General features: G+C 46.9%; 7 protein-coding genes. 3 read left to right on the top strand and 4 right to left on the bottom strand.

Annotation, left to right across the window (positions count from 1 at the left end; genetic code table 11):
- Nucleotides 1–101 precede the first annotated feature (101 nt).
- Together ACN4EG_RS03555 and ACN4EG_RS03550 are read left to right on the top strand one after the other, a co-directional pair.
- Complete coding sequence (locus ACN4EG_RS03555; protein WP_431627803.1) at nt 102–5504, top strand: AAA family ATPase; 5403 nt, start codon at nt 102–104, stop codon at nt 5502–5504.
- 143 nt (nt 5505–5647) lie between these two features.
- Nucleotides 5648–7762, top strand: coding sequence for a carotenoid oxygenase family protein (locus ACN4EG_RS03550; protein WP_431627802.1), 2115 nt, complete (start codon nt 5648–5650; stop codon nt 7760–7762).
- A 156-nt stretch (nt 7763–7918) separates the two neighbouring features.
- Here the strand turns inward: ACN4EG_RS03550 and ACN4EG_RS03545 are convergent, their stop codons facing one another.
- The 3 genes from ACN4EG_RS03545 to ACN4EG_RS03535 form a co-directional block, all read right to left on the bottom strand.
- A complete protein-coding gene (locus ACN4EG_RS03545) occupies nt 7919–9418 on the bottom strand; it encodes an anthranilate synthase component I (RefSeq protein ID WP_431627801.1) in 1500 nt (499 codons plus the stop codon).
- A 165-nt stretch (nt 9419–9583) separates the two neighbouring features.
- A complete protein-coding gene (locus tag ACN4EG_RS03540) occupies nt 9584–9778 on the bottom strand; it encodes a chlorophyll a/b-binding protein (RefSeq protein WP_431627800.1) in 195 nt (64 codons plus the stop codon).
- Nucleotides 9779–9826: 48 nt separating this feature from the next.
- Nucleotides 9827–10822, bottom strand: coding sequence for a succinate dehydrogenase/fumarate reductase iron-sulfur subunit (locus tag ACN4EG_RS03535; RefSeq protein ID WP_431627799.1), 996 nt, complete (start codon nt 10820–10822; stop codon nt 9827–9829).
- A gap of 1107 nt (nt 10823–11929) precedes the next feature.
- Here ACN4EG_RS03535 and ACN4EG_RS03530 point away from each other — a divergent pair.
- On the top strand, nt 11930–12331 hold the full coding sequence (locus tag ACN4EG_RS03530; protein WP_431627798.1) for an AbrB family transcriptional regulator: 402 nt from the start codon (nt 11930–11932) through the stop codon (nt 12329–12331).
- An 89-nt stretch (nt 12332–12420) separates the two neighbouring features.
- Here ACN4EG_RS03530 and cbiE read toward each other — a convergent pair whose 3' ends face one another.
- Nucleotides 12421–13818, bottom strand: a complete 1398-nt coding sequence (cbiE, locus tag ACN4EG_RS03525) for a precorrin-6y C5,15-methyltransferase (decarboxylating) subunit CbiE (protein WP_431627797.1) — start codon at nt 13816–13818, stop codon at nt 12421–12423.
- Between the last annotated feature and the right edge of the window lie 2 nt (nt 13819–13820).

Raw genomic sequence — 13820 nt, 5'->3', positions numbered from 1 at the left:
GAAGGCTTGGTAGTTGAACTGCTTCCAAGGGCACTCTGAAATGGGTGGTTCTACGGATTTAGCAGATTTGTTTTTGTAGGTGCAATGCCCCAGAGATCTTTATGCTCCAGCTTCCTGGTTATCAAGTCCTTGATCCACTTTATGTGGGAGCGAACTCCACCGTATTTCGGGGGTGCCGATTAGCGGATGGCTATCCAGTCATTCTCAAAGCCTTACAGCTCAAGTCTCGCGATCCGTTTGAACAATCGCGCTATCGCCAGGAATACGATCTACTGCAATTCCTTACCCCGATCGAAGGGGTGATTCAAGTGTATGACTGGAGTCTCCACCAACAAGTTCCCGTCATTGTTTGTGAAGATTTTGGTGGACAGTCCCTCGAAGACTTTCTGGTTCAGCAACCGCTGAGTTTGGAGCAGTTTTTCCCGATCGCGATCGCCATTGCCCAAATTCTGGGAGAAGTCCATGCGGCTCAAGTCATCCACAAGGACATTAACCCTTCCAATATCCTGATTCATCCTCAAACCCAAGTTGTTAAGCTCATTGACTTCGGGATTGCAACGCTGCTGACTCGGGAAAATCCAGCGATTAAAAATCCCAACGGACTGGAGGGCACCCTGGCCTACCTCTCCCCAGAACAGACTGGGCGGATGAATCGCCAGGTAGACTATCGCACCGATTTTTATTCCTTGGGGGCGACGTTCTATCGCTTGCTGACTCGGCAGTTTCCCTTTGAGGCTAAAGATGCCTTAGAACTGGTTCATTGCCATCTAGCCCGATTGCCTCTGCCTGTGCATGAGCTGAATGTGGCCGTTCCGCCTATGCTATCAGCGATCGTGGGCAAGTTGATGGCTAAAACTGCTGAGGATCGCTATCAAAGTGCTTGGGGGATCCAAGCGGATTTGGAAACCTGTTGGCAGCAATGGCAAAAAAATCGGACGATCGTTGCTTTTTCACTGGGACAGCAGGATGTTTCGAGCCAGTTTCAAATTCCCCAAAAGCTCTACGGTCGGGATGGCGATATTCAGCAATTACTGGCAGCTTTCGATCGTGTCGCATCTCCAGTGGAGACTCGCGTAGCTGGTCAAACAGGCGTTAGTGAACTGGTTTTAGTCACAGGTTTTTCTGGCATCGGCAAATCGGCCCTAGTGCAGGAAGTCTATAAACCCCTAACTCAGCGGCGGGGATATTTAATTTCGGGGAAATTTGACCAAGTACAGCGCAACATCCCCTACAGGGGATTTATGACTGCTTTGTCCAGTTTGATTCAGGAACTACTCAGCGAAACAGAAGCAGAATTACAAGCTTGGCGATCGCGGTTACAAACGGCTTTAGGCCAAAATGGCCAAGTGATTGTGGATGTGATTCCAGAAGTTGAGCTGATCGTTGGCTCCCAGCCACCCTTGGTCGATTTGGAACCTGCTGAAGCACAAAACCGTTTTAATTTAGTGTTTCAGAATTTCATTCAGGTCTTTGCCCAAGTAGAACATCCTTTAGTTTTATTTTTAGATGATTTGCAGTGGGCTGATAGTGCCTCGTTGAAGTTGATTCAACGGTTGATGGTGGGCGACGATCAGCAGAATTTGCTGCTAATTGGAGCCTATCGTAGCAATGAAGTAAATGCTAATCATCCGTTGCAGTTAGCGATCGAGGAAATCCAGAAAGCGCAAGGCCAGATCTCCCGAATTGTTCTGAAGCCGCTCTGTCTAGAAGATGTTCAGCAGTTGATTGCTGATACGGTTAAAACTTCGATCGAAGCTGTCCAAGACTTAGCTCAACTCGTCTTACAAAAGACAGAAGGCAACCCTTTCTTCTTAAATGAATTTCTCAAGACGTTGTATACCCAAAAACTGATTGATTTTGATACTCGTCAAGGGAAGTGGGAGTGGGATTGTACCCAGATTCAAAATTGTGGCATCACGGACAATGTGGTAGAGCTGATGACACAACGGATTCAGCAACTGCCATCCAGGACTCAAAAAGCGTTGCAGATGGCTGCTTGCATTGGGGCGCAATTTGATCTGAACAGCTTGGCGATCGTCATGCACCAATCCTGCAAGCAGACTTTACAGGATCTATGGGATGCCATTTCTGTGGAATTGCTCTACGCGATCGACCGACCCGTTCACCCTGAAACCCTAGAGGATGAATCTCTGACTAGCGTTTTTGAGGGGCAATTGCGTTATCGGTTTGTTCACGATCGTATTCAGCAAGCGGCCTATGGATTAATTCCAGAACCGGATAAGCAACGGATACATTGGCAAATTGGACAGTTGTTATTGGTGCAAACAACCCAAGAACAACAGGAACAAAAGTTATTTGAATTGCTGAATCATTTGAATTTGGGTCGATCGTTGTTGACCAGTGAATCCCAACGCCAACAATTGATTCAACTCAATGTAGAAGCTGGCATTAAAGCTAAAAATTCAGCAGCCTACGAGCCAGCACTCCAATATTTTGAAACAGCATTGGAATTATGTTGTGATCAGGATTGGCAAGATCAATTTGATTTGGCTTGGCAGGTTCATCGTGAAACAGCAGAAGCTTGCTGTATTTGTTCGCAATTCGATCGTATGAATCAATTGGCCGCGATCGCATTGAGCCAAGAGCAAGACGTGTGGAAACAGGCAGAAATCCAAACGATTTGCATCCAAGCTGCCATCATGCAAAACCAGCCCCTTCAGGCCATCCAAATGGCCCATCGGGTGTTACGTCAAATGGGGTTACGGTTGCCGAAAAAGCCGAATCAGGGCCATGTCATTTGGCAAATGTTGATAACTCAAGCCAAACTAGCGCGGAAAACGCCACAAATGCTGCTAGAACTGCCGGAGATGCAAGATCCAAAAATGGATATGATGTTGAGTCTAATGGGACGAGTCGGGGCAGCATCCTATTTTGCTTACCCCGAATTTACATCCATTCAGATGTTCAAAGCTATTCAAATTGCTTTGAACCATGGAACCCATACCAATTCCAGTGGGAACTATGCCACCTATGGCTTGGTTCTGTGTGGCATTCTAGGCAAAATCCCAGAGGGGTATAAGTTTGGCAAATTAGGGATGGATTTGGCCAAGAAGCGTCAGCTAAGCAGCTCCTATGTGATGACGCAATTTGTGTTCAATTTCCTAATTCGCCACTGGCAAGATCCCTTATATTCCCTCATGCCTGAATTCACAGAAGGATACCAAAATGCCCTAGCGGTTGGGAATCTGGAGTATGCAGCTTATTTCCTGTTTAGCCGATGCAATCTCAAGTTTTTGTCGGGTCGGGATACCTTGATTGATTTGATGCAAGAACTGAAGACTAGCACGGAGACGATCGATCAACTGAATCAAGTGGCTACAGGGCGCTGGATTCGTGCAACGTTGCAAGTGGTGCAAAATTTCTTACAGCCTTCGGAACACCCACATTTATTACAGGGGGAGTTCTACAACTTACTAGATATGCAACCCTTGCATGAAGCGGCTAACGATCGCACGATCATTTTCCAAGCCTATTTCTATCAGGCAATGCTGGCATTTCATTTTAGACAATGGGATACGGCGATCGAATCGATTCGTTTAACAAAGAAATTTGCAGATTCAGCTGTTTCTTCTCCTGTTATTTCAATTCTGAATTTCTACGAATCCTTAACGTATTTATTTTGCTATCCCCAATCTTCTAAAAAGCAGCAAAAGCAGTTATTAAAAGTAGTGAATGCTAATCAGAAAAAGTTAAAGGAATGGGCTAGACATAATCCGAACAGTTGTCTCCATAAATTCCATTTGGTAGAAGCGGAACGGCAGCGCGTGCTGGGAAATCCCATTCAAGCCATGCACCACTATGAACAGGCGATCGCCCTTGCCTATGACCATGGCTATTGTCAGGAAGCCGCGCTGGCTAATGAACTGGCTGGACGGTTTTACCTACACCTGAATCAACCCATCCCGGCTCAGGTTTACTTAGAGAAAGCTTGCGCTGACTACCAATCTTGGGGCGCGATCGCCAAAGTTGAATGGCTAAGAGCGACCTATAAAGACTGTTTGGAACCTGCTGGAATAGTGACCCAAGTTAGAACAACCACGATTAATACAATTAGCAATACTATGACGCTGTCCCAGGGGACTTTATCCACCACCGATCGGGGCAATTTTCTGGATTTAGATACCGTTGTGAAAGCAGCACAGGTCATGACGGAGGAAATTGTTTTAGACAAACTGTTGTCTAAGCTCATGCAAATTCTGATTGAAAACATGGGAGCCCAAATTGGCTATTTGATTTTAGAGTCAAAAGGGAAACTCTATATAGAAGCAGAGGGTTCCCTTAATCATGAGCAAATTACAGTTCTGCGAGGCATTCCGGTAGAGCAATCGGTGAGTCTCTCAACCGCGATCGTTAATTATGTGGCTCGGACTGGTGAAAGTATGGTGCTCTCCGATGCCAGCGACGATCGACGCTTTCAACAAGATCCCTACATCCAACACCAGCATCCCAAATCGGTGCTCTGTGCTCCACTGGTCAACCAAGGGCGCGTGAGTGGTTATGTTTATCTGGAAAATAATCTGACTGTTGGAGCCTTTACCCCCGATCGGTTAGCCCTACTGAATGTGTTATCCTCCCAAGCTGCCATTGCGATCGAAAATGCGCGCCTATACACTAATTTGACCGAACTGAATAATGCCTATTCTCGATTTGTGCCCCGCCAATTTTTGCAGTTTCTCAATAAAGAAAGTGTGGTCGATGTGCAGTTGGGCGATCAAAAACAGTTGGAAATGTCTGTCCTATTTTCAGATATTAGATCGTTTACGGCCCTCTCGGAACAAATGACACCAGAGGAGAACTTTCAATTCATTAATGACTACCTCAGTCAAATGGAGCCGGTCATTATCGATCACCACGGCTTTATTGATAAATATATTGGTGATGCCATTATGGCGTTATTTGGCCGATCGGCGGATGATGCTGTGCGGGCGGGGATTATGATGCTACGAGCCCTCGATCGCTTCAACAAAATTCGAAATCAATCCGGAAAATCTTCGATCCAAATTGGAGTTGGCATTAACACGGGCTTGCTCATGCTAGGAACCGTTGGTGGTTACAATCGCATGGACAGTACAGTGATTAGTGATGCGGTTAATTTAGCTTCTCGCATTGAAGGGCTGACTAAGACTTATGGTGTGAACCTGTTGATTACAGAACAAACATTACAAAAATTAAACGACCCGGCTCAATATCACATTCGTAAAGTCGATCGCGTTAGAGTGAAAGGCAAATCGGAAGTCATTACAGTCTATGAAGTATTTGACGCTGATCCCGACCCTCTTTTAGAGGCAAAGTTAGCCATTTCTGACCAATTTAATCAGGCTATTTTGCTGTATGAATCGGGTGATCTGGCTAAAGCGATGCATGAGTTTGTTCAATGTCTCATGCAAAACCCGTCGGATTTGGTGGTTCGGCATTACCTCAAAGACTGTATGCAACGGCGCTTTGAGACAGTGCGCGATCGACAGCTTGCTGGGGAACTCTGAAGCTAAATCTTCCCGAGATTTTCACAGCGATTTTTCACAGCGATTGCTAAATAGGGTGCATCACGAGTTTTGTAGCCAGTTCCTCAATGCAGGAACTGCAATGGTTTCGCACATATTTTCCTATTCATTTTAATGAGGCTCTGATGACCACTCGTTATCCTGTGTCTACGCCTTCCAATCTTGTGCTCTCTACAGATGAGATTTCTAAATTAGATCAGCTAGAAACAGATAAATTAGAGACGACTTCAGGCACAATTCGGTTTCCTGAAGCTGGGATGATTACCAGCCGCGCAGAAGTCACCGATCGTCCCTTGCAAGTTCTAGAGGGAACGCTCCCGACCGATCTCACAGGCCATGTAATTTTCATGGGTCCTGCGGGGAGCCTGGATATGCAAGAACAGGCCGGAAAGCCTTTATACCCTTCGGCAGACGGCACCTCCTTGTTTAATGGCGATGGGATGGTGCGCCGTTTTGACTGCCGACCTGAGGGGATCCGCTACACTAGTCGCATCCTTAAAACGCCTTGCTACTATGCAGATGCGGCTAGCCGTCCGGGAACTCGCTATGCAGATCTGAAGTTTTTCAGCAGTGGATTGGCTCGTTTTTCCTTCATGCTGGGTTTCCGGGATGAAATTAACACCGCTTGTATTCCGGTCAAATTTGCGGGCGATTCCCATTGGCGATTGTTAGCGTCCTGGGATGCGGGACGACCCTACGAAATTGATCCGGTTTCCTTAAAAGTTGTGACTCCGGTGGGTTCTAATCAAGAATGGCGCGAACAAAAGTTACCCTTCAAATACGGCCCATTTCGGTTGGTGACGACGGCAACGCACCATGCCTATGATGACCATACTCAGGAACTCTGGACGGTCAACTGGGGTAAATCGCTGTTGACGATGGTTTCTCCGCTGGTCATCCAAATCTTTCGATCGCTCACTCGAGGTAATCCTTTCCTGGAATTTCTGGGCAAAATTGCCTTCTGGCTGATGATGCAGGTGTTGCAGTTCGTTAGTTTAATCTTGCATGTTTTTGGCTTTGGGGGGGAGGATTTTGTTCGGTTAATGCGGTGGGATGGTGAAGGCGAACTGAAAGCGTGGAAGGTTGTATTACCGACTGGGTTGCCTGTTCAAATTGAGCAAAGCATGCACCAAGTGGCCGTGACTCGTGATCACATTGTGTTGATGGATACGTCCTTTAAGTTGGGGCCAGAGCAGTTAATTCCCAATCCCTTGCCGGGGAATACTCAAACGGAGCGAGTGATTCGTGAAGTGTTGAATTACGCGCAATTTCCCGATACCAATGTGTATATTGTACGGAGATCGGATTTAGATCCCAGCAAGGATAAAGTCGTTGCCCATCAGGTGAAGATTAAACGGGAAATCGCCCACTTCCGGGTGGACTATGATGATTCCAATGGCATTGTGCTGCATGTTGCCCATAATAATGCCTGGGATCCTTCGGAATGGCCCCAAGCCTATGATAATTTTGTTCCCTCACCGCCTAATCCGGCTCACGTGGACGATCGTATCGATCGTTTAGTTGGGATGACCGTTACAACCACGGATTTAAACTATTTGGGACGGTATACGATTAATCCCAAAAATTGGAAAATCACGGAGGAAAAACGAGTCAGCGATCCGACCTGCACTTGGGCCCCTGCGCTCTATGCGGACAATGGCACGCTGACTGCACCGGAACGTTACCAAACGATTTACTGGAACGCCTGGGGTTGTTGGGATGAATTAATGACGGAGTTCATTGCCAACCTCTACAAGAAATACAAGTATCGCCAACTGCCGTTGCAGGAGGTGTTGCAGTACGCCAGTAAGGGGCAACCCGCGAGTCTCTGTCGCTTAGATACCCAGTCCATGGCGATCGTGGATAAGTATGCATTCCCCGCAGGCTACTTTGGTAACTCGCCGCAGTTTGTGCCTCGTGATGCCAACAGCCAAGATCCCACGGATGGCTATTTGATCTGTGGCGTGATTTTTGATGGGGCTGAGGGGCAATTAAACAGTCAACTATGGGTGTTTGATGCGAAAAACCTAGCCCAAGGGCCTGTGTGTAAGCTGGGCGATTCGGAAGGTAAGAGCTTGTTTGGATTAACCATTCATACGACTTGGATTCCTGAGATTGCACCTCGCACAGCCAGTTATAGCATCCCGGTACGATCGGACTATGATCCGTTGCTACAAGACCAACCGGAAATTGTGCGGGAGTTGTTTGAGCAGGAAGTCTATCCCCACTTCGAGGCTTAATCAGCGTTTCCAGTAAGATTTCTAGCAAAACAATAAAACATAAGTTTCAGGTGGGCGATGGATCGCGATGAATCGAGGTCAGCGATCGTCCACCTGTTTTTTGTTGATATTGATGAGCAGACGATCGGTTGGCATCACGCGCCTATCGAACGGATATTAATGCAAATCTAGTGCCGCTAACTGAGCTTTCGCTTTCTGTAACGACTCATACCACTCTCGCTCAGGATCACTATCCGCTACAATTCCTGCTCCCACTTGCCCCCAAACCGTTGCAACGTGGGGTTCTATGGTCTGTAGTGCATTATCCTTTAACTGTTGAGATATGTCTTTTTTAGAAGCATCTTGGGGTGCATAAAGTAATGTGCGGATCAGAATATTTAAATCCAAATTTCCTCGCCCATCCAAATACCCACAGGAACCATAAAATAAGCTACGGCGCACGGGTTCTAGTTCTTCAATAATTTCCATGCAACGCACCTTGGGACACCCGGTAATCGTGCCACCGGGAAAGAGAGCTTGAATCACATCGACACTATCCACGTTCGATCGTAGGGTTCCGATAACGTTACTCACCAAATGCATGACATGACTGTATCGCTCAATCACAAGTAATTCATCAACCTGTACAGTCCCCCATTCGCAAACCCGACCTAAATCATTCCGCTCTAGATCAACCAACATGATGTGCTCGGCCTGCTCTTTAGCATTCGATCGAAGTTCTGCGGCTAATGCTCGATCGATTTCTGGCGTCATGCCTCGGGGGCGAGTTCCGGCGATCGGGCGTGTTTCTACTCGGCGATCGATCTGTTTGACTAAGCGTTCGGGAGAACAACTAATGACATCGCCATAGGGTGTTCTCCAATAGCTGGCAAAGGGGGATGGATTAATGGTTTGTAGTGCTTGATAAATGGCCCAACTGCTGGTTTGGGTTTCTGTTTCAAACCGCAGGGATAAATTGGCTTGGAAAATATCACCTGCTTGGATGTAAGCTTTGGCTTTCAGGATCGCGGCTTCGTATTCAACACGATCGGTCTGCAATCTCAAAGGTGCTGCTGGAGAAGAGTTCTGGAATAGGTTCCGATCATCTGTCTGATTTCCACGTGCGATCGCGTCTGTTAATGCTTGCTCCAGTCGCACAAAATCCTGATCATCCGTGACTGCTAGCCAAAGTATCTGGGCTTCGTGATCCAGTACTGCAAAGCAATCCGGCTCATACCAGTAGGCTACGGGAAAGGGAAGTCGATCGGATTTGGTATGGGGCAACTGCTCAATTTCCCAGGCTAAGTCATAGCCTAACCATCCTAACCAACCGCCAATAAAGGGTAGATGATCGGGCGAGGCGGGGCCTTGCGTCGTTGGTTGCCCCTCTTGGATGTTTAAAGCTGGGGGGTTTAAAGCTGAGCCATCGGCTAACCGCTGGCGTAGAAACGGCAAAATTTCCCCTACAGGGGGTGTCCAAAGCTGCTCTTGGCCTGCTACTTGGCGAGGTTTTCCCGCGCAGATCGAATATCGTCCCAACTGAGGATAATCTGGTGACGCAGGATAGGGACTCTCCAGCAGAGTTGCCACCGGCTCTGTGACAAATAGGGCTGAAAAGATATCAGAACCTGTACGATCGGCCAACGGATACGATCGCCATTGCCAGGAAGTCACCATAGAAAACGGAGCAACCAATAAAAGACTTGTCAGAACTCAAAAAATCAAAAACTCAGGGGACGCCATTTTGCAAGGCATTCCCCCATAACGCAACCATTAGACAGCAGTCATTGAGATCGCTTGAATCCAATCTGGACAAGAAACCAGTCCCAGCCCAGTCCCGACTTAACGCCAGCCAATCCAGCTAAAGAAATCCTGACGGGTAAAAAATTCCAAGAGAATTAGTCCGAGTAACCCAATCATCGCAAAGCGACCATTGATCTGCTCGGCATACTGCGTCCAGCCAAATCCAGGCGTTTCGGCGTTAGTGGTTTCTCCAGATGGCTGGGAATTTTCTTTTACTTGCGGCTCTTCAGTCATCGGTTCGAGATCCTTGATGGAATATTGCAGAATTTTAACCTGTGGTGCTTAATCTTGGGATTCTGCTTCAAAGGCTTGGACAGATTCAATTAACGATCGCACCTCTTGGGTGCCTTCCGAAGGATGAAAATCTAGGGGTAATTTGCCCTTTGCCAGCATCCGCAAACCCAAGGGCATCAAGCTGACTAAGCCGGGTATATCGCGAAACTTGTTGGCTACGACGTTTAAGCCAAATTTGCGTTCGTCGATCCAGCCTCCTTCTTTCACCAGTTCAATCAGTTGCTTGCGGTGACGGATCGATCGACTGGCTTGGTCATCGTTGCGATCTAAAATTTCACCCTTAATTTTGCTAATTTGCTGAAGGGGAGCCACCTCCATTGGACAGACAGAGTCACACTGCTGGCAGCGGGTACAGCCCCAAACCCCAGCATCCCCCGTGTTATACTGCGCCAACCGTTGCTCCGTTTGGTCATCCCGGCTATCGGCTACCATCCGGTAAGCTTTGGCCAGGGCGTGGGGGCCAACAAAGCTGGGATTGACTTCTCGAGCGTTACAGTCTGAATAGCAAGCTCCACAGAGAATACAGTTACCCACTTGGTTGAGTTCTTCCCGTTCCGCTGGAGATTGCAAGAATTCCCGTTCGGGTACCTGCCGCGCTGCTGTACTGACGTAGGGTTCCACCGCCTCTAGATTGTCCCAGAAGGTTTTCATGTCCACGACCAAATCGCGGATCACGGGCATATTCCCTAAGGGCGCGATCGTGATGGTGGGAATGTCGTCCGTCGAGTTGTCACTAAACCGAGCCACTTCGCTACCCACATGTTCTTTGCAGGCCAGCGCCGATCGTCCGTTAATGCGGATTGCACAACTCCCACAGATGGTATTGCGGCAGTTACGACGAAAGGCCAAGGTGCCATCCTGCTCCCATTTGATGCGGTTTAAACAGTCTAGAATGGTCGTTCCCGACTCCGTTTCAATGGAGTAGGTTTGAACGCGAGGCGTTTCGTTGGGGGCTTGCCGGACAATTTGAAAGTTAACTTGCATAGCCAAGAGGACACCAAACTAGAAAGATGTAACCTAAAAAAACAACCTAAAAGACTTATCGAAAAAGTGGTTAGCTCAACCGTGATTAGATTTACAAGGTAAAAGGGATGGCTGCCGAAGAGATACCTTAGGGCCAGTTGGATCCCGTGGAAGATGATCCGACCTTGTCTTCCATCATACTGAGCTTTTTAGTTTTCCTAGCGATCGCTCATCATTAAATTTTAGTAAATTAATGTCCAGGGAACGATTGGGCTCCCATTTATAGGACTTCACTTCAGACCTCAATTGAGGTAGGTAGCCCCTACTGATTTCGATCTCAATCACTCATTCGAATTATTCACCTGATTCTTGATTGAACTTCTGCGTTGTTGTAAATGGTGAAAAAAATCTACTCAGAAAATCATTAGCAATAGAAAAATTAGGGCTAATTTTACTCAATAGCCTGGATCAACCTTGATAATTTTACTAGATTTCCTACTAAATCAATGATTTATCTACCAAGAATATATAAAATGTATCACTTTGCCGCAGCCTAGCCCTAGGTCATCAAAAGTAATCACAAGTAATCAAGCCTTCAATCATCCTATCTGTAATCAGTTGTGGAGAAAATATGGAGAACGTGTCTTTATTTCCAATGTAATTCAGCCTTAACTTCTAACATTTCTACCCCAAGCCAAGTGGGAGACTAAATGGAATGAATAATCACGCCAATATCGATTTTCCAAAGAATTTGAATTATTGTGTTTAGAAATCCTGAATCTTCTGTGGTAGGCACTTACGAGCAAGGGGGGCGATGGGGTAGGGAATTATATCCTTCTCAAAGCTGTTCAGTCAGAGTTGTTCAGTCAGAGGACTATATTTTCTGATGACTGACTTTGGTCGCCGCGATCTGGTCGCCGCGATCGATTCAGTGGATTGATTAAAAGTTGCAGAATTTTTTGGAGAAAGTTATAAAGACTTTACAACTGCTATAGAACGGTGGAATTGGGGCAGTAAAACCTTGAAAATGATCTATAGACTACTTCTCAAGAAGTGTGTTCAAGGGGTAAACTTTAGCGATATATTTTATTAGGCTAAGTAAGAACAATTAGGAATACTTTCTAGCGAATGACTGAGACAGCAACTGCTCCTCTTACAGGTAAGGCTTTACTTCAAAAAGTCAAAGATCTAGCCCATTGTTCTCGCCGAGAAAAGGCGATGCGCTGTGGTTACTATACCGTTAGTAAGAATAAGAAAGCTCGGGTTAATTTGACCGAGTTTTATGATGCGCTTTTGACCGCGCAAGGTCTAGCTTTAGATTCTGCTGGTGGCAAGGATAACCGAGGGCGAGAAGCCTCTTACCGTGTGACTGTGCATAAAAATGGTCAGATTATTATTGGCACGGTGTATACCCAAGAAATGGGTCTTAACCCTGGCGATCAATTTTTGATTAAACTCGGCTATAAGCACATTCACTTGATTCAAGTCGATAAAGACGAAGCGTTTGAAGATGAGGATGAAGCAACTTAGCTTGCCGATCTTTGCAGTTCTGTTCTAGTTGAGGTTCCATTCTAGAAAGTTTGAGGACAACATGGGATCGATCTAACTGATGCTCGATCCTACGACTGACGTTGAACCGTTATGAGTGTGACTGGATTTAAGGGAGTCCAACGGGTCAGGTGGGCAATTTCTGTAGCACGGGAGAAGTTGAGTTGGAGTAAATGATAGCTCCAGCTCGATTTTTCTTGGCGATTCCTTTCCTTGAGATATTGAAGTGTCTGAAATTGGTGCTCAAGGGTTGCGATCGCCAGTACTAGGACTCCCTGGGCATTCAGCCGTTGTAGGCCAACTTCCAGCAAGATCTCTAAATTTCCGCCGCTCCCGCCAATAAAAATCCGATCGGGATCGGGAAGAGATTTAAGAACATCAGGGGCCTCACCCGAGATCGTCTGCACGTTCGGAGTTGCCAACCGTTGGGCATTTTTTTGAATCAGTGCAATTCCAGCATCCGTTTTTTCGATCGCGTACACCTGGGCATCGGGCACCAGACGAGCCATTTCCACCGCGACGGATCCCGTTCCGGCACCAATGTCCCAAAGTACCTGCCTCGGTTGTAAATCAAGTTCTGCTAACACTTGGATACGCACTTCCCGCTTGGTCATGAGTCCCGGTCGATCGGGAAAGCTCAAAAAGTCAGAGTCTTGCAGGCCGAACAGCGGTAATGATCGATCGATGGGAGTAAAGTCAGGCTCTTGGCGCTGCAAAATTACGACATTTAGGGGAGAGACGAGATCTGGCACAGTGGTTAAATCCTGAAAGGATCGGACTTGCTCCATCTCGCCACCTAAGTTTTCGCAAATCCACAGCCCATAGCGGGTCGGTAACTGCAAAGACAGCACCAGACGGGCGATCGCTGCGGGTGTATTTTGATTATCCGTCAACACCGCGACCTTTGCAGACCCTTGCTGAAGAACGGGAATCAGCTTGTCCAGAGATCGACCATGGGCACTCACGACTCGTGCGTCCTGCCACGGTAACTTGATTCGACTAAAGGCAAGCTGGATGGAACTGAGATGGGGATGGAAGGTGATCTGTTCCGGCGGAAATATTTCTAATAGCAATCTTCCTAAACCAAAAAATAGCGGATCCCCCGAAGTTAGGATCACGATGCTGGGCGCAAGGCAAACTTCTGGCCTTTGCTCAATTTGTTTTTGCTCAATTTGTTTTTGCTCAATTTGTTTTTGCTCAATTTGTTTTTGCTGAATTCGCTCAAACGCTTGAGCAAAACTGCCCAGTACAATGCGATCGCCCACAAAATTTGGGAAATAGCTTAAATGCCGATTACTGCCTACCAGTAGCTCAGCCCGATCGATCAGCGATCGAACTTCATTAGTCAGCCCCTGAATGCCATCCAGGCCGATTCCAACGACATGAATCATAGATTGATGGCTTACCGATTCATCATTCACAGATTGATAACTTTCTAACCCCAAGGACGAAGCGTACTCAAATTCCATGG

The organism is Alkalinema pantanalense CENA528 (assembly GCF_050753345.1).
GTDB lineage: Bacteria > Cyanobacteriota > Cyanobacteriia > Leptolyngbyales > Leptolyngbyaceae > Alkalinema > Alkalinema pantanalense.
This window is presented reverse-complemented; position numbering and strand designations above follow the sequence as displayed.

Excerpts from the sequence above, each read along its gene's own strand:
- ACN4EG_RS03555 (WP_431627803.1), top strand. The coding sequence starts at position 102 with ATGCTCCAGCTTCCTGGTTATCAAGTCCTTGATCCACTTTATGTGGGA.
- ACN4EG_RS03550 (WP_431627802.1), top strand. The coding sequence starts at position 5,648 with ATGACCACTCGTTATCCTGTGTCTACGCCTTCCAATCTTGTGCTCTCT.
- ACN4EG_RS03545 (WP_431627801.1), bottom strand. The coding sequence starts at position 9,418 with ATGGTGACTTCCTGGCAATGGCGATCGTATCCGTTGGCCGATCGTACA.
- ACN4EG_RS03540 (WP_431627800.1), bottom strand. The coding sequence starts at position 9,778 with ATGACTGAAGAGCCGCAAGTAAAAGAAAATTCCCAGCCATCTGGAGAA.
- ACN4EG_RS03535 (WP_431627799.1), bottom strand. The coding sequence starts at position 10,822 with ATGCAAGTTAACTTTCAAATTGTCCGGCAAGCCCCCAACGAAACGCCT.
- ACN4EG_RS03530 (WP_431627798.1), top strand. The coding sequence starts at position 11,930 with ATGACTGAGACAGCAACTGCTCCTCTTACAGGTAAGGCTTTACTTCAA.
- cbiE (WP_431627797.1), bottom strand. The coding sequence starts at position 13,818 with ATGGAATTTGAGTACGCTTCGTCCTTGGGGTTAGAAAGTTATCAATCT.